At 68.6% G+C, this 16288-nt stretch carries 17 protein-coding genes; 6 read left to right on the top strand and 11 right to left on the bottom strand.

Annotated elements, in window-relative coordinates; all coding sequences use genetic code 11:
• Nucleotides 1-129 precede the first annotated feature (129 nt).
• The gene (locus AB0I94_RS16060; protein WP_363310186.1) at nt 130-1335 is read left to right on the top strand and encodes a pyridoxal phosphate-dependent aminotransferase; all 1206 of its coding nucleotides are present in this window, start codon (nt 130-132) and stop codon (nt 1333-1335) included.
• A gap of 74 nt (nt 1336-1409) precedes the next feature.
• Here the strand turns inward: AB0I94_RS16060 and AB0I94_RS16055 are convergent, their stop codons facing one another.
• Nucleotides 1410-1541: a DUF397 domain-containing protein gene (locus AB0I94_RS16055; protein ID WP_363310374.1), complete on the bottom strand. Its 132-nt coding sequence runs from the start codon at nt 1539-1541 to the stop codon at nt 1410-1412.
• Nucleotides 1504-2418 (bottom strand): helix-turn-helix transcriptional regulator, encoded by a 915-nt coding sequence (locus tag AB0I94_RS16050; protein WP_363310373.1) that lies wholly within the window; start codon nt 2416-2418, stop codon nt 1504-1506. The genes AB0I94_RS16055 and AB0I94_RS16050 overlap by 38 nt, the downstream gene beginning before the upstream one ends.
• Before the next feature lie 175 nt (nt 2419-2593).
• On the opposite strand from AB0I94_RS16050, the gene AB0I94_RS16045 reads away from it, so the two are divergent.
• Complete coding sequence (locus tag AB0I94_RS16045; RefSeq protein WP_363310185.1) at nt 2594-3130, top strand: ATP-binding protein; 537 nt, start codon at nt 2594-2596, stop codon at nt 3128-3130.
• A 27-nt stretch (nt 3131-3157) separates the two neighbouring features.
• Here the strand turns inward: AB0I94_RS16045 and AB0I94_RS16040 are convergent, their stop codons facing one another.
• Both AB0I94_RS16040 and clpB read right to left on the bottom strand, forming a co-directional pair.
• Nucleotides 3158-3697, bottom strand: coding sequence for a YbjN domain-containing protein (locus tag AB0I94_RS16040; RefSeq protein ID WP_363310184.1), 540 nt, complete (start codon nt 3695-3697; stop codon nt 3158-3160).
• 103 nt (nt 3698-3800) lie between these two features.
• Nucleotides 3801-6446, bottom strand: a complete 2646-nt coding sequence (gene clpB, locus AB0I94_RS16035) for an ATP-dependent chaperone ClpB (protein WP_363310183.1) — start codon at nt 6444-6446, stop codon at nt 3801-3803.
• A gap of 155 nt (nt 6447-6601) precedes the next feature.
• On the opposite strand from clpB, the gene AB0I94_RS16030 reads away from it, so the two are divergent.
• Nucleotides 6602-7048 carry a TIGR03618 family F420-dependent PPOX class oxidoreductase gene (locus AB0I94_RS16030; protein ID WP_363310182.1) on the top strand — a complete coding sequence of 149 codons (447 nt, stop codon included), beginning with the start codon at nt 6602-6604 and terminating at the stop codon, nt 7046-7048.
• Between the two features lie 115 nt (nt 7049-7163).
• Here the strand turns inward: AB0I94_RS16030 and AB0I94_RS16025 are convergent, their stop codons facing one another.
• Entirely contained in the window at nt 7164-7556 is a 393-nt protein-coding gene (locus AB0I94_RS16025) for a hypothetical protein (protein ID WP_363310181.1), read from the bottom strand.
• A gap of 316 nt (nt 7557-7872) precedes the next feature.
• Between AB0I94_RS16025 and AB0I94_RS16020 the strand changes: the two genes are divergently transcribed.
• On the top strand, nt 7873-8871 hold the full coding sequence (locus AB0I94_RS16020; protein WP_363310180.1) for a helix-turn-helix transcriptional regulator: 999 nt from the start codon (nt 7873-7875) through the stop codon (nt 8869-8871).
• A gap of 370 nt (nt 8872-9241) precedes the next feature.
• Here the strand turns inward: AB0I94_RS16020 and AB0I94_RS16015 are convergent, their stop codons facing one another.
• Nucleotides 9242-9709, bottom strand: coding sequence for an ATP-binding protein (locus tag AB0I94_RS16015; protein ID WP_363310179.1), 468 nt, complete (start codon nt 9707-9709; stop codon nt 9242-9244).
• 261 nt (nt 9710-9970) lie between these two features.
• Between AB0I94_RS16015 and AB0I94_RS16010 the strand changes: the two genes are divergently transcribed.
• The gene (locus AB0I94_RS16010) at nt 9971-10867 is read left to right on the top strand and encodes a helix-turn-helix transcriptional regulator (protein WP_363310178.1); all 897 of its coding nucleotides are present in this window, start codon (nt 9971-9973) and stop codon (nt 10865-10867) included.
• 2 nt (nt 10868-10869) lie between these two features.
• A complete protein-coding gene (locus tag AB0I94_RS16005) occupies nt 10870-11049 on the top strand; it encodes a DUF397 domain-containing protein (RefSeq protein ID WP_363310177.1) in 180 nt (59 codons plus the stop codon).
• A gap of 107 nt (nt 11050-11156) precedes the next feature.
• On the opposite strand, the gene AB0I94_RS16000 is transcribed toward AB0I94_RS16005, so the two are convergent.
• The 5 genes from AB0I94_RS16000 to dnaK form a co-directional block, all read right to left on the bottom strand.
• Nucleotides 11157-11672, bottom strand: coding sequence for a hypothetical protein (locus tag AB0I94_RS16000; protein ID WP_363310176.1), 516 nt, complete (start codon nt 11670-11672; stop codon nt 11157-11159).
• A gap of 100 nt (nt 11673-11772) precedes the next feature.
• Entirely contained in the window at nt 11773-12237 is a 465-nt protein-coding gene (locus AB0I94_RS15995) for a helix-turn-helix domain-containing protein (RefSeq protein WP_363310175.1), read from the bottom strand.
• A gap of 1 nt (nt 12238) precedes the next feature.
• Complete coding sequence (dnaJ, locus tag AB0I94_RS15990) at nt 12239-13444, bottom strand: molecular chaperone DnaJ (RefSeq protein ID WP_363310174.1); 1206 nt, start codon at nt 13442-13444, stop codon at nt 12239-12241.
• Nucleotides 13445-13485: 41 nt separating this feature from the next.
• Nucleotides 13486-14244, bottom strand: a complete 759-nt coding sequence (grpE, locus tag AB0I94_RS15985) for a nucleotide exchange factor GrpE (protein WP_363310173.1) — start codon at nt 14242-14244, stop codon at nt 13486-13488.
• Nucleotides 14241-16115: a molecular chaperone DnaK gene (dnaK, locus tag AB0I94_RS15980; RefSeq protein ID WP_363310172.1), complete on the bottom strand. Its 1875-nt coding sequence runs from the start codon at nt 16113-16115 to the stop codon at nt 14241-14243. The genes grpE and dnaK overlap by 4 nt, the downstream gene beginning before the upstream one ends.
• Nucleotides 16116-16288: the final 173 nt, after the last annotated feature.

Raw genomic sequence — 16288 nt, 5'->3', positions numbered from 1 at the left:
GCCCCCCGTGGGTCCGCCTTCTCTCGTGCTGTTCTGCATGTTGTTCTCGTGTGAGAGGGGAATGCCCCCGCGCAAGCCGACCCAAAGCAGAGTTGAGCGAATCCAGAGGTTCGGCGCAGGATGGCGGTCATGACCTCCACATCCGGGAGCGGGCGCCCGCTGCTCAACCGCCGCCTCGCCGAGTTCGGTACGACGATTTTCGCCGAGATGTCCGCTCTGGCGGTGAAAACGGGGGCCATCAACCTCGGCCAGGGCTTCCCGGACACGGACGGCCCCGAGGAGATCCGCGAGGCCGCGGTCCGCGCCCTGCGCGACGGCCGCGGCAACCAGTACCCGCCCGGCCCCGGCGTCCCAGAGCTCCGCGCGGCGATCGCCGACCATCAGCAGCGCAGGTACGGCCTCGCGTACGACCCCGACCGCGAGGTCCTTGTCACCGCGGGCGCCACCGAGGCCATCGCCGCGTCCCTGCTCGCCCTGGTCGAGCCCGGCGACGAGGTCATCGCCCTGGAGCCGTACTACGACTCGTACGCCGCCTCGATCGCCCTGGCCGGCGGCAAGCGGGTCCCCGTGACGCTGCGCCCCGACGCGGCCGAGGGGCGCTTCCGCCTCGACCTGGACGAGCTGCGCGACGCGATCACGCCCCGGACGCGGCTGCTGCTGCTCAACACCCCGCACAATCCGACCGGCACGGTCCTGACCCGCGCGGAGCTGACCGAGATCGCGAGGCTCGCGGTCGAGCGGGACCTCCTCGTCGTCACGGACGAGGTGTACGAGCACCTCGTCTTCGACGACGGCGAGGGCACCGCGCACATCCCGCTCGCCTCCTTCCCCGGCATGCGCGAGCGCACGGTGACGATCGGCTCGGCCGGCAAGACGTTCTCGTACACGGGCTGGAAGGTCGGCTGGATCACGTCCTCGCCGGAGCTGGTGACGGCGGTCCGCTCGGCGAAGCAGTTCCTCACCTACGTGTCGTCGGGCCCGTTCCAGTACGCGATCGCCGAGGCCCTGGCCCTGCCCGACTCGTACTTCACGTCGTTCGCCGAGGGCATGCGCGCCAAGCGGGACCTCTTGAGCGAGGGCCTGACGGCCGCGGGCTTCGACGTCTACCGCCCGGCGGGCACGTACTTCGTCACGACCGACATCCGCCGCCTGGGAGAGTCCGACGGCTTCGCCTTCTGCCGGGCCCTGCCCGAGCGCGTCGGCGTGGTCGCCATCCCGAACGCGGTCTTCTACGACCACCGGGAGGCGGGGGCGCCGTTCGTGCGGTTCGCGTTCTGCAAAAAAGACGACGTCCTCAAGGAGGCCGTCAGCCGACTGCAGCGCCTGACGGCCTGACGGTCAGGGCGGCCACGTAGCGACGCCGACGGTGGTGAGTCCATGAGGCGGGCCGCGGCCAGAAACCGGCTGCCTCAGTGGCGGTGGGGCCCAGCCTTCAACTCGCCTATGAAGTCGGCCCAGGAGCCACCTTCGAAGCACAGTGCCGGGCCGTGCGGGACCTTGCTGTCACGGACCGGGACGACGCCCCGGAATCCGTCGGCCACCTCCACGCAGTTGCCGCCTTCCTGATTGCTGTAGCTGCTCTTGCGCCAGGCGGCGCCGTTCAGATCGGGACGGGACCTTCGCTCCACGGTGGTTGCCCTCCATCACGGATCGGATCATGTCCACTGACATGAGCGGCGGCAGAGCTGCCGCCCGAATTCGATCGTAGGCCAGCGCGAAGCGCCTGACCTCGTCCGGATCCTCGATGAGTTGGCCGTAGTGCGCGCCTTCTGTGTAGGCGCCCTCCGAGCCGTCCGGCATGGTGAGCACCGTGAGGGAGCCGCCCATGACTTCGTGCTCGCCCTGGTCGAACGGCAGTACCTGCACGGTGATGTACGCCTCCGCCGCTGTGGTGACCAGCCGCGCCAACTGCGCGCGCATCACCGCATGACCGCCGACCGGTCGCCTGAGTACCGCCTCGTCGAGAACTACCCACAGTTCAGGTCGATCGGGGGAAGTAAGCCGCCCCTGCCGTCCCATGCGAAGCGTGACTCGTTCCTCCAACTGCTCTCTGTTGCCGAGCGTTCGGCCGACTCGCAGCACCGCCCGCGCATAGTCCTCCGTCTGCAACAGACCCGGCACCACATGAGCCGCGTACTCACGGATCGTCACCGCACGCTCCGAGTACTCCATGAACCTCCGCGACCAGTCCGGAAACGCCTCCCGGTACACGTACGGCCACAGCTCCACCAGCAAGTTGTCGGCGACGAGAGCGACGTCCAGCGCACGCGCCAGCTCCAGTGTCGGTTTCGCTCCGGATGCCCGCTCGATCTGCGTGATCCGCGTACTCACCACGTGTGTCATGGCGCCGAGCTCGGCCTGGGTCAGTCCGGCCGCCGTGCGGAGCTTGCGCACCCGCGTGCCGAAAAGCGCCGCCATCGACGTACTGGGGTCAATTCCGTCGGCCAAAGCGTCACTTCCGTCCTTACGGCCTGAAAAGTAAGGCTGTGTCACCTGTCGAGCGTAGGGCGATCGGACGACTCTTGGACACGGAACGTGACGAAGCGCGTACGTCACGGGATGCCCCGGCTCGACAGCGAAGGACGGACAAGCCGTGCTGACAGGAACGATCACTCCGGAGGACGAGCCCTTCGCGCTCGCCCAGCAGTTCACGTCCTCTCCGCGGGGTGCGCGGCTGGCCCGGCGGCTCGCCGTCCGGCGTATGGAGGAGTGGGGCTACCCACCGGTGTCCGACGCTTCGTGCGCGGTCGCGCTCGTCGTCGGCGAACTCACGGCGAACGCCGTACAGCATGGCCGGGTTCCCGGACATGACTTCGGCCTGCGGATCGCTCTCGACGCGGCTGAGGGCCTCGTCCGCATCGAGGTCGCGGACGCCGCCTCGGAGAAGCGGCCACCCGTGGGCCCTCCCTTGTCGTGCCCCGATGGGGAGTCCGGACGAGGATTGCTCATGGTGGATGTCCTGGCCGCGCGATGGGGGTCGGCGCCTCGTCGGCCCCTCGGCAAGACAGTGTGGGCGGAGGTGCCCGTCCCGGTCGTGAGCCCCGGCATGAGCCCCGGCATGGGCCCCGGTCACGACGAGAGCCCGGCCGGGGCGCCCAGTGGTGGGCGCCCTGCCGGGCTCTCGCTGTGACGTTGCGACGTGGGCCGGCCGCGTGGCCTAGGCCTCGTCGCCGGGCTTCTCTTCGCCCTCGGCGCCGTCGACCTCGGCCTCAAGGCCGAGCTGCTCGACGAGCCAGCGGTCGAACTCGATCGCGGCCCGCACCCAGCTGACCGTCGACGACACGAAGTGCTCGAGCGCGACGCCGGTGCCGATCAGCATCTGCGCCTCGCCGATGAGGCGGACGGTGCCGTCATCGTGGGTGTGCGTGTAGACCTTCGGCCACAGGGTGCGGCGGTTCCAGTCGTCGATCGCCTCGAGGAGCTTGGCCTTCTCCTCGATCCCGTGCGCGCGGTCGTAGAACGTCCGCACCGAGAAGACCTGCTGGTCGTCCTCGCCACGGAACATGAAGTACGTGCGGAACTCCTCCCACGGCGCCGCGAGGTCTCCCTCTTCGTCGACGACGTGCTTGAGCTCCATCTGGTCCAGGAGCTGCTTGACCAGGTCCTGGTCGGGGACAACGGGGCCCGCCGGTCCATCGCCCTGCTGCGGTTCGGGCTGTCCCCCGAAATTCGGAATCGAGGACGGGTCGATGCTCACGTGCTTAGTCCCTTCGTACGGATTCCGCCATCCTGCCCCATGTCGGGCGGGGGCCCGCAACCCCCGCCCCCGATGTGACCGGGTTACGCCCTCCTGGAGTCCTTCACAGGGACTTCCCGGCGGTGTTTCCGGCAGTGCTTCCGCCCGTCGCGCCGGCCGTCCCGCCGGTCGCGGGACCGACGATCAGACCATCCTCGAACCTGTCCACGCGGACCGTGTCCCCGTCCTTCACCTCGCCCGCGAGGATCTCCTTGGCGAGCCGGTCGCCGATGGACGTCTGGATGAGACGCCGCAGCGGCCGCGCGCCGTACGCCGGGTCATTGCCCTCGGACGCCAGCCACGCCAGCGCCTCGGGCGACACCTCCAGCGTGAGCCGCCGCTCGGCGAGCCGGGCCGCCAGGCGGCCGATCTGCAGCTCGGCGATGTGCGCGAGCTCGTCCTTGTCGAGCGCCGAGAAGACGACGAGGTCGTCCAGGCGGTTCAGGAACTCCGGCTTGAAAGAGGACCGCACGACGGTCAGGACCTGCTGCTTCTTCTCCTCGGCCGACGTCGCCGGCTCGACGAGGTACTGGCTGCCGAGGTTGGAGGTCAGGACGAGGATGGTGTTGCGGAAGTCCACCGTCCGCCCCTGCCCGTCGGTGAGCCGCCCGTCGTCGAGGACCTGGAGCAGCACGTCGAAGACTTCCGGGTGCGCCTTCTCGACCTCGTCCAGGAGCACGACGCTGTACGGGCGACGGCGTACGGCCTCGGTGAGCTGGCCGCCCTCCTCGTAGCCGACGTACCCGGGCGGGGCGCCGACCAGCCTGGACACGCTGTGCTTCTCGCCGTACTCGCTCATGTCGATGCGGACCATGGCGCGCTCGTCGTCGAAGAGGAAGTCCGCGAGGGCCTTCGCCAGCTCGGTCTTGCCGACGCCGGTCGGCCCGAGGAAGAGGAAGGACCCGGTGGGGCGGTCGGGGTCGGCGATCCCGGCGCGCGTGCGGCGTACGGCGTCGGACACCGCGCGCACGGCCTCGGTCTGGCCGATGAGCCGCTTGCCGAGCTCGTCCTCCATGCGCAGGAGCTTCTGCGTCTCGCCCTCCAGGAGGCGGCCGGCGGGGATGCCGGTCCAGGCACCGACGACGTCAGCGATGTCGTCGGGGCCGACCTCCTCCTTGACCATGGTGTCCTTGGAGACCTCCTCCTCGGCCTGGGAGGCGACCTCCAGATCGTGTTCGAGGGAGGGGATCTCGCCGTAGAGCAGCTTGCTCGCGGTGTCGAAGTCCCCGTCACGCTGGGCGCGTTCGGCCTGTCCGCGCAGCTCGTCGAGCTTCTCCTTCAGCTCACCGACGCGGTTGAGAGACTGCTTCTCCTTCTCCCAGCGGGCGTTGAGCCCGCGCAGCTCCTCCTCCTTGTCGGCGAGGTCGCGCCGCAGCCTTTCGAGGCGCTCCTTGCTCGCCGGGTCGGTCTCCTTGCTGAGCGCGAGCTCCTCCATCTTCAGCCGGTCGACGGAACGCTGAAGCTCGTCGATCTCCAGGGGGGAGGAGTCGATCTCCATCCGCAGCCGGGAGGCGGCCTCGTCGACCAGGTCGATGGCCTTGTCGGGCAGGAAGCGCGAGGTGATGTACCGGTCGGAGAGCGCGGCGGCGGCGACGAGCGCGCTGTCGGCGATCTGGACCTTGTGGTGGGCCTCGTAGCGCCCCTTGAGCCCGCGGAGGATGGCGATGGAGTCCTCGACGGTCGGCTCGTCCACAAGGACCTGCTGGAAGCGCCGCTCGAGAGCCGGGTCCTTCTCGATCCACTCCCGGTATTCGTCCAGGGTGGTCGCGCCGACCATCCGCAGCTCGCCACGGGCCAGCATGGGCTTGAGCATGTTGCCCGCGTCCATGGCGGAGTCGCCCCCCGCCCCGGCGCCGACGACGGTGTGCAGCTCGTCGATGAAGGTGACGATCTGCCCGTCGCTCTCCTTGATCTCGGAGAGGACGGTCTTGAGCCGCTCCTCGAACTCACCGCGGTACTTCGCGCCGGCGACCATGGCCCCCAGGTCGAGGGAGACGAGCCGCTTGTTCTTGAGGGACTCGGGAACGTCCCCCTTCACGATGCGCTGCGCGAGCCCTTCGACGACTGCGGTCTTGCCGACGCCGGGTTCGCCGATGAGGACGGGATTGTTCTTGGTGCGCCGGGACAGGACCTGCACGACGCGCCGGATCTCCTGGTCACGCCCGATGACGGGGTCGAGCTTCCCTTCCCTGGCGGCGGCGGTGAAGTCGGTGCCGAACTTCTCCAGGGCCTTGTACTGACCCTCCGGGTCCGGTGTGGTCACCCGACGTCCTCCCCTTGCCTTCTCGAACGCGTCGAGCAGTTTCTTGGCGGTGGCCCCGTGCTTGCTCAGGACCTCGGCGGCGGGGCCGCCCTTGGCGGCGACGCCGATCAGCAGATGTTCGGTGGAGAGGTAATCATCGCCCAGCTCCTTCGCCCGCTGCGAGGCGTCGGCGATGACCGCGAGCAGGTCGCGGTTGGGCTGCGGTGGCGCGACGGTCGAGCCCGTGACGCTGGGCAGGCCGCTCAGTGCGCGCTCGGCGTCGGCACGGACAGCGGCCTGGTCGGCCTCGACCGCGGCGAGCAGGTCGGTGATGTTCTCGTTGTCCTGCCCCTCCAGCAGTGCGAGCAGCAGATGCGCGGGGGTGAGATCGGGATGCCCGTCCTTCACGGCCAGACTGCTGGCCGCGTTGATCGCGTCCCGGCTCCTGTTGGTCAGCTCGGCGTCCACGTGAGTCGTCTCCTCCTTGCGAGTCCCTGCCGTACGGGTGGCCCTGGCCCACCTGACTTAAACAGCGTACATAAAGTTGAGCCTATTCCACTCAAGGAGCCGTTCGGGGTCGGGGGCGCCGGGAGACGCCCGGAGAGCGGCTAGGTTCTGGAGCCATGGCCATGGATCCACACCACCCGACCGCCGCCTATCTCAGCTTCTGGCGCGAACGGCACCTGTGCACGCTGACGACACCGCGCCCCGACGGCTCCCCGCACGTGGTGCCGGTCGGTGTCACGTACGACCCGGAGGCGGGCGTGGCCCGCGTGCTTGCGAACAAGGCGAGCGCGAAGGTGCGCAACGTCAGGGCGGCGACGGGCGCCGAGGGCGCAGGGGCACGGGTGGCGGTCTGCCAGGTGGAGGGGCGGCGCTGGGCGACGCTGGAGGGGTACGCGCAGGTGCGTACGGAGGAGGCGGAGATCGCGGAGGCGATGCGGCGCTACGCGGAGCGGTACGGGAGGGTGCCGAGGCCGAATCCGGACCGGGTGCTGATCGAGATCACGCTGACGCGGGCGATGGGGGCGCGGGCGGTGACGGTGGGGTCGGCGGGGGCGGTGGCTTAGGCCTGGCCCCGCGCCGGTCCCGGCACACAACACAGCGGCGCCACCGTGTTCAGGTCCACGGTGGCGCCGCTGCTGGGGGAAGCACCTGCGCGATGTACAACGACGGGGGATCGCGTCAGGCGCTGCGGGGGGTGGCTGTAATGGTTCTTGTAGTGGTGGAGCGGGTGGAACTGGTGGAACTCTGCTGGTCCTGGCCCTGGCGGCCGCCCGGCTGCCCGGGCTCACCGACCAGCTGGTGGTCACGCCGGTCAAGATTGACGAAGACCATCCCGTACCGGATGGCACACCGCACGGGCTGGGGGGCGCCACGCGGCTTGCGGAGGCACCGGTAGGCCCGGATCTCCTCCTCGTCGTCACGGGTGACGACGATCGGCTCGCCGAGGAGAGTGACCATCAAGGAGTCGCCGGCGTGGGGTATCGCGGTGGCGAGATCGATGAAATGCCAACCAGAGCGGTAGGCGGTGGCCATTTCTCGGCGGAAGGTGCGGTCGTCGGGGGGAGTGCTCATGACGCGACGCCCTCAGCACCAGGCAGGACATTCCAAGAGACATCCCCCTTGGCGGCCTGCGTAGCGACACCCTTTCCTGAGGCACCCCCTGAGGAGTTCCAGGAAACGTCACCCGTGGTTGCAAGGGTGAACGCCGCGGCAGCGACGGTCATGACTAGCGCCGAGCGAAGCATTCTCGTGAACATCGTCAGCTTCGTCCTCACTTGGTAGGTCCTATCCCCCGGCTCCAGGAAGACGATGTCTTAATCCAGCACGTCGAGGCCACAGGATCGATGCATCATGTTCCTGTACGTACAGGACCCTGGGGGGTGGAGAATTGGTCACAACAAGCACGAAACCGACACATCCCCACCCCATTACCGAGCTCTGTGATGAGGGGGCGCGGCTCTACACAAGCGCTCTCAGCGCTGGACGGATCGCACGGGCGGAGATCGAACCAGCTCCGTGCTTGGTGGAATTCGCGCTGCTGCATCCTGACCCGGACGATGCGAATTGGCTTCGCCCCGTACCGCCGTCGGCCATACTCGCGCAGCGCCTCCACCCCATCGAGCGTGAGATCCGGGACCGCAGAAAGCTCACCATTGAACTGACCGATGTGTTTGAGCCTTTCATGAACATCAGCTCACAACCGTCGGTGGCCACACACGCAATCACGGTCCTCGAAGGATTGGCGAGTATCAACGCCACCCTGGACGCGGCGACCGCCGCGTGCAAAGACGAGATACTCACCATCCAGCCCGGCGGGGTCCGCGGCGGCGACATGCTCTCCCAGTCCTTGGCACGCGTGCGGGAACCCCTCGACCGAGGCGTACGCATGCGCACGCTGTACCAGCACACGGTGCGCCACGGCCCCGGCGTCTTTGCCTACCTGGAGCAGCTCGACCCCCGCCAGATCCAGGTCAGGACGCTCGAGCAACTCATCGACCGCATGATCATCTTCGACCGGTCGACCGCTGTCATCCCTGCCCGCCGTGACCGGCAAGTAGCCCTCGAACTTCGCCATCCAGGCCTCGTCGAGTACCTCGTCTCCGTATTCGACCAGTTCTGGCAGCAGGCAACACCTCTGCGCGAAGAAACCCCGTACAGCCCGGCGCACAACGGCATCACCGGCGTTCAACGCACCATCGCCAAGCTCCTCATCGACGGCCACGTGGACGAAGCCATCGCCCGCCGCCTGGGCATGAACGTCCGCACCTGCCGCGCCCACATCGCCAAGATCGCCGCCGCGCTGGGCAGTGGCAGCCGAGCTCAACTCGGTTACCTGATCGCCCAGTCCGGGGTCCTGGAAAAGGACGCCGGCTCCGTCAGGGAGTGACGGGCACCTGATGGTTGAGCCGCATTCGCATCGCCGGCCGTCATAGACCGAGGCAGATGAAGCCGACGTCCGGGCTTCAATCCCGCCTGTGACACAACTCCCTTGCGTAGTCTTCGTCCGGTCCCTCTTGATCTGGCTGGGCTTGGCCCTGCTGTCCACCGCCGTGCGGGGGCCGCAACTCGGTTGGGCCACCCCGCTGGCCTCGGTCCTCTTTCTGAGCCTCGGAGTTACCGCGACCGCGGCGACTCCTTGGCGAAGGAAAGCCTTCTTCCGCAGAGCGGCGAGGTCCCTCACCCGCGCCGCGCCCCCGTGACCGCCTCGCCGATCGTGAGGTACGTGGGTGGGGCCGACCAGGGGATACGGCCCCTGATCACCCGATGCGGTGAGGGCGGAACTGGTCCCCGGCGCCGTTCTCCCCCAGCTCGAACCAGACCCCCTTCGCGTACCGCCCCGCCCTGTCCTCCGCGACGCCCCACGCGTCGGCGAGTTCCGCGACCAGAGCGAGCCCTCGGCCCCAGCAGGCGGCTGCCCCGGCGGCGGGGCGTGCCACAACCGGTGGGTCCTGGTTCTCGTCGAAGACGGTTACCCGTAGGCGGGTGAGGGTCAGGAAGACGCGGAGCATCGCGGAGCCCTTGGTGTGCAGGTGCACGTTCGTGAGGAGTTCCGAGGTGCAGAGGGTCGCCGGCATGACCAGCGCCTCTCGGTCCAGGGTGCGGAGCACTGTGCGTACAAAGTCTCGGCAGACCTTGGGGGATGTCGTGTCGCCCGGGGTGAACAGGCTGTAGTCGTACGTCAGTTGGGCCGGGCGGTGAGCGGTGCGGAGGCGGTCTGTGGGCATGGGGCGGCTCCCGTCGCGGGGTGCGGAGTGAGTGCGGTGACGACCCCGCGCCGGGCGATGGCGTTGCCCGTGGGCCCCTGACTGGGCCTCGGGTGCCTTTCGACTTATGGGCAGGGGAGGTTTAGCGGCTTCAGTACGTGTCTGTCGACTCACACACGGTAATGACTGAGGGTTAACGTGTGCGACCTATTCGCTGGATTAAGTGGACCGTGTACCTCAAGCGAGGCACACTGACGCCAAGCCCCGGGAAGAGGAAGCACGTTGGCACTGCGCACCAGCACCACTGAACGGCAGCGCCGCCTCGGCGCGGAGCTGCGAAAGCTTCGCGAACAGGCCGGTCTCTCGGTGACGGAGGGCGGGGACTCCATCGGCATGGGCCGCGCCCACCTCGGCCATGTGGAGGCCGGGCGCACCGCCATTCCTTCGGACAAGCTGCGCATGCTGTGCCGGGCATACCGGTGCACGCGAGCACCGCTCGTCGAGGCGTTGGTCGCCATGGGTGAGGACAAGGGCAAGGGCTGGTGGACGCAGTACCGCCACGTCGTCGGGCAGACGGCCCTGGACCTGGCGGAACTGGAAGCAGCAGCCGACGCCCTGCTCTCCTACGAGTCCCTGTTCATCCCAGGCGTTCTACAGACCCCCGAGTACACGCGCTCCATCTTCCGGTCCAGCCAGGACGAACGGTCGGCTGAAGACCTCGAAGGGGCCGTCCGGTTTCGCGGTGAACGCCAGCAGATCCTCATCCGCGAGCGGCCGTCGGCTCTGCATGCCGTGATCCACGAGGCGGCGTTGCACGTGCGGTTCGGTGGCGCAGCCGTCATGCGCAAGCAACTCCTGCACCTGATTCGGATGGCCGAACCGCCCCACATCACCATTCAGGTGCTGCCGTTCACCGCGGAGGGCCTCTCTGCGTTCAGCACTCCGTTCCTCATGGTCGAGTCGCACGGGTCCGCGCTGGAGACCGTGCTCGTGGAGACCCCTGCGACATCGCTGTACGTGCACGAGAGCGACGCCGTGGCCAAGTACCGGTCCCGCTTCGCGCGCCTGGCAGCCGCGGCCCTGCCGCCCATCGACCCAGCGGTCTCCGCCTCCGCTCACGAGTCACGCGACTCCCTGAGCCTGATCCAGCATCTGCTCTACATCCTCCAGGAGGACTAGCCATGCCCCAACTCACCTGGCAGAAGTCGTCGTTCAGCGAGGACCAGGCGAACTGCCTCTACATAGCCACCGCCCCCGACGGAACCCTCCGCCTCCGCGAGAGCGACACCCCGGACACGATCCTGACGACCACCCGCGACCCCCTCGCCGCACTCCTGAAGACCCTCTCCCAGGAGGGCTGAGGAACTGCAGAAAAATCCCACCGCCCGTGCGCGTTCCCGCACGTCAGCGCGGTGAGTCAGCCGCCACGCGTGGGACTTTTTTGCAACCGGCCGCCGTACCCGCCCTCCTACGCCGCGCCCCCCTCAGCCCACTCCCTCAGCAGCGTCTCCCGCTCCGGGGCCCGGGGGGAGCCGCCCTCGCGGGTTCGGCCCCACTCCGCCATCGCCGCCAGCGTCGTGCGGAGCGTTGCCTCGCCCTCCGTCATGCGGGTCAGGAGCGTCAGGGAGAGGTCGTACTCCGCCTGGGAGTAGCCCGTTGCCGCTGCCACGTACGCCGTCAGCTCCGTTGCCTCGGACTCCGGCCTCGCGAGCCGTACCGTCATCGCCGGTGCGTCGTCCGAGCCGCCGAGGCCCACCGTGAGGGCCAGGTCCACCAGGACGCCCACCTGGCGCTTGAGGGACTTCACGGGGGCGTCCTCGACCGTCAGGGAGCGCACCTCGTCCCAGGGGTAGAACGCCGACTGCTTGTCGCCCAGGGCCACCACGCCTTCCGGTGTCAGGCGTACCCCTGCCGCCAGACCCGACGGCTTCGCGCCCACGTACACATCGCCCTCGGCGATCCAGAACAGGCCCACCATGGCCATCGTCGGCTCAACTCCCCCGGAGAAACGGTCAAACTGCGCGTAGGGGCCGGGAGGTTGCCACCTCCCGGCCCCTACGCATCAGATTACTAAGCGCTACTGCCTACTGCTCCGTCGTCCTCTTCGGACGCCACACCACCAGCGCGCTCGCCTGCTGCACGTCCTGGTACGGGACCAGGTCACGGCGGTACGACGCGTGCACCGCCGCCTCGCGCTGCTGCATCGCCGTAGCCGCGCCCTCCACCGCCGACGACAGTTCCGCCACCCTCGCCTGCAGCGCCGCGACCTGGTTCTCCAGCTCGATGATGCGCTTGATGCCGGCGAGGTTGATGCCCTCTTCCTGCGACAACTGCTGCACCGTGCGCAGCAGTTCGATGTCGCGGGCGGAGTAGCGTCGGCCGCGGCCCGCCGTGCGGTCCGGTGAGACCAGGCCGAGACGGTCGTACTGGCGCAGGGTCTGCGGGTGGAGCCCCGAAAGCTGGGCGGCCACCGAGATGACGTAGACCGGCGTCTCGTCGGTCAGTTGGTACGCCCGCCCAAAACTGGACTGTCGACGACGGCCGTCCATCTCATGCTCCCTTCGCGGCCTGGAACAGTTCTGCCCGCGGATCGTCGTCCGCAGTCGCCTCGCGGTAGGTCTCCAGGGCTTCCTTCGCCGTGTCGGAGAGGGATGTCGGGACTGACACCTCCACCGTCACCAGCAGATCGCCCCGCGAGCCGTCCTTGCGCACCGCGCCCTTGCCCCGCGCCCGCATCGTACGACCGTTGGGGGTGCCCGGAGGCAGCTTCAGGGTGACCGGCGGGCCGCCCAGCGTGGGGACCTTCACCTCGCCGCCCAGTGCCGCCTCGGCGAACGTCACCGGCACCGTCACCGTCAGGTTGTCGCCCTTGCGGCCGAAGACCGGATGGGTGTCGACGTGCACGACCACGTACAAGTCGCCTGCCGGGCCGCCCCGTTCACCCGGGCCGCCCTTGCCCCGGAGGCGGATGCGCTGGCCGTCCGACACGCCCGCGGGGATGCGGACCTGCATCGTGCGCGACGACTTCGCCCGGCCCGAACCCTTGCAGACCTCGCAGGGGTCCTGGGCGATGAGCCCGCGGCCCTTGCAGTCCACGCAGGGGTCGGTGAGGGAGAAACCGCCGCCTCCGCCCCGCGTGACCTGTCCCGTGCCGACGCAGGTCGGACACACGCGCGGTGTGCCGTTCTTGTCGCCGGTGCCGGAACACGCCTTGCAGGGCGCCTGGGAGGACATCCGCAGCGGGACCGTGGCCCCGTCCACCGCCTCCGTGAAACTCAGCGTGACCTCGGACTCGACGTCCTGGCCGCGCCGGGGCTGCGTACGCGTGCCCGCGCCGCCCGCGCCCGTGCCGCCTCGGTTGAACAGGCCCCCGAAGACGTCACCCAGACCGCCCCCGAAGCCGCCCGCGCCGGCCGCTCCACCGCCGCCCGGGGCGCCGCCTCCGAAGAGGTCGCCCAGGTCGAAGTTGAACGAGCCGCCGCTGCCGGCGCCCGGGGGACCGGCCCTGAAGCCGCCGTTGCCGAAGAGAGCACGCGCTTCGTCGTACTCCTTGCGCTTCTTGGGGTCGCCGAGGACGTCGTTCGCCTCGGAGATCTCCTTGAAGCGCTCCTCCGCCTTGACGTTGCCCTTGTTGGCGTCCGGGTGATTCTCGCGTGCGAGCTTCCGGTACGCCTTCTTGATCTCGGCTTCGGTGGCGTCCTTGGGGACGCCGAGGACCTTGTAGTAGTCCTTCTCGATGAAGTCCTTGGTGCTCATCCCCGACGTCCCTCCTCTCGCTTCACAACAACTCCGATACGTCAGCCCTCGTCCGGGCCGCCACCGGTCTCCTTGTCCTCCGCCTCGTCGGCGGAGTCCGTGGAAGCAGCGGTCCCGGTGGCTTCCGCGTCACCCTTGACCGTCTGCGCGCCCGGCTGCGGCTCGGCCACGGCCACCCGCGCGGGGCGGATGGTGCGCTCACCGATGCGGTACCCCGGCTGCAGGATCGCGACGCACGTCGTCTCGGTGACGTCCGGTGCGTACGAGTGCATCAGGGCTTCGTGGATCGTCGGGTCGAAGGGCTCGCCCTCCTTGCCGAACTGCTGGAGGCCCATCTTGGCGACGACCGTCTCCAGCGCTTCCGCGACCGACTTGAAACCGCCGACCAGCTCGCCGTGTTCACGGGCGCGGCCGATGTCGTCGAGGGTCGGGAGGAGCTCGGACAGGAGGTTCGCCGCGGCGATCTCCTTGACCGTCACCTTGTCCCGCTCCACACGGCGGCGGTAGTTCTGATACTCCGCCTGCAGTCGCTGGAGGTCCGCCGTGCGCTCACCGAGCGCCGTACGCACCTGGTCCAGCTGGGCGATCAGACCGACGTCCTGAGCGGACTGGGCGGACTGGGCGGACTGACCGGACTGACCGGACTGGTCAGATGTCTTGTTTGCGTCCCCGGCCGGGGCCGCCGGGCCCTCCTCAGTGGAGGGCTCGGCGGCCTGCGGCGCCGCGTCATCAGGGGTGGCGCCGGAGGGGACGTCAGGCTTCTCGGCGTTGTCGCCGAAGCCCGGAGTCTCCTCGGTCATGCGGCGCCGCCCTTCGCGTCGTTCGGCTTCTCGTCGTCGACGATCTCGGCGTCGACCACGTCGTCGTCCTTGTCCTTGGACATGTTCGGGGCCTCGCCGCCCTCGGCACCCGGGGCAGCGCCCTCGGCACCGGCGGCCTGCGCGTCCGCGTACATGGCCTGGCCGAGCTTCTGCGAGACGGCCGCGACCTTCTCGGTGGCCGTGCGGATCTCCGCCGTGTCCTCGCCCTTGAGCTTCTCCTTCAGCTCTTCGACGGCGGACTCGACCTCGGTCTTCACGTCACCGGGGACCTTCTCCGCGTTGTCCGCGAGGAACTTCTCCGTCTGGTAGACGAGCTGCTCGCCCTGGTTGCGGGACTCGGCGGCCTCGCGGCGCTTGTGGTCCTCGTCCGCGTACTGCTCGGCCTCCTGGCGCATGCGGTCGACCTCGTCCTTCGGCAGCGAGGAGCCGCCGGTGACGGTCATCTTCTGCTCCTTGCCGGTGCCGAGGTCCTTGGCCGTCACGTGCATGATGCCGTTGGCGTCGATGTCGAAGGCGACCTCGATCTGCGGGACACCGCGCGGGGCCGGCGGCAGGCCCGTGAGCTCGAACATCCCGAGCTTCTTGTTGTACGCCGCGATCTCGCGCTCGCCCTGGTAGACCTGGATCTGGACGGACGGCTGGTTGTCCTCGGCCGTCGTGAAGATCTCGGAGCGCTTGGTCGGGATCGTGGTGTTGCGCTCGATGAGCTTGGTCATGATCCCTCCCTTGGTCTCGATGCCGAGGGACAGCGGGGTGACGTCGAGGAGCAGGACGTCCTTGACCTCGCCCTTGAGGACACCGGCCTGAAGCGCGGCGCCGATGGCGACGACCTCGTCCGGGTTCACGCCCTTGTTGGCGTCCTGGCCGCCGGTCAGCTCCTTGACGAGCTCCGCGACGGCGGGCATACGGGTCGAGCCACCGACGAGAACGACGTGGTCGATCTCGGAGAGCTGGATGCCCGCGTCCTTGATGACGTTGTGGAACGGCGTCTTGCAGCGCTCCAGAAGGTCGGACGTGAGCTGCTGGAACTGGGAGCGCGTGAGCTTCTCGTCCATGTGCAGCGGGCCCTCGGCGGACGCCGTGATGTACGGGAGGTTGATCGAGGTCTCCGTGGAGGAGGACAGCTCGATCTTGGCCTTCTCGGCCGCCTCGCGCAGGCGCTGGAGCGCCATCTTGTCCTTGGAGAGGTCCACGCCGTGGCCGTTGTTGAACTGCTTGACCAGGTAGTCGACGACGCGCTGGTCCCAGTCGTCACCACCGAGGTGGTTGTCGCCGTTCGTGGCCTTCACCTCGACGACGCCGTCGCCGATCTCCAGGAGGGACACGTCGAAGGTGCCGCCACCGAGGTCGAAGACGAGGATCGTCTGGTCGTCCTTGTCGAGGCCGTACGCGAGAGCGGCGGCCGTCGGCTCGTTCACGATGCGCAGGACGTTCAGGCCCGCGATCTCGCCGGCCTCCTTGGTGGCCTGGCGCTCCGAGTCGTTGAAGTACGCCGGGACGGTGATGACCGCGTCGGCCACCTTCTCGCCCAGGTACGACTCCGCGTCGCGCTTCAGCTTCTGCAGGATGAACGCCGAGATCTGCTGGGGGTTGAACCCCTTGTCGTCGATGTCCACCTTCCAGTCGGTGCCCATGTGGCGCTTGACCGACCGGATGGTCCTGTCGACGTTGGTGACCGCCTGGCGCTTGGCCACCTCGCCGACCAGCACCTCGCCGTTCTTCGCGAAGGCGACGACGGACGGCGTGGTCCTGGCGCCCTCGGCGTTGGTGATGACGGTGGGCTCGCCGCCTTCAAGAACGCTGACGACAGAGTTAGTCGTGCCCAGGTCGATGCCGACCGCACGTGCCATTTCGGTTCCTCCAGATGTACTTCTTGAGTGGATCTGACTCAAGGATGCATTAGCGCTTCGCCGGAGTCAACAGAGCTGAGTCGAGGCCGCTCAACTCTTATCCCGGTCTTACGCGCAACTAGGCGCCCCTCCGCTGTAACACAGGCACCCGCCTGCGGGTCGAATGTGGCTGG

Origin of the sequence: Streptomyces sp. NPDC050147 (assembly GCF_040660195.1) — a bacterium.
Classification (GTDB): Bacteria; Actinomycetota; Actinomycetes; order Streptomycetales; family Streptomycetaceae; genus Streptomyces.
The sequence above is the reverse complement of the archived record's forward strand: the minus strand, read 5'-3'. Positions and strand labels throughout refer to the sequence as shown.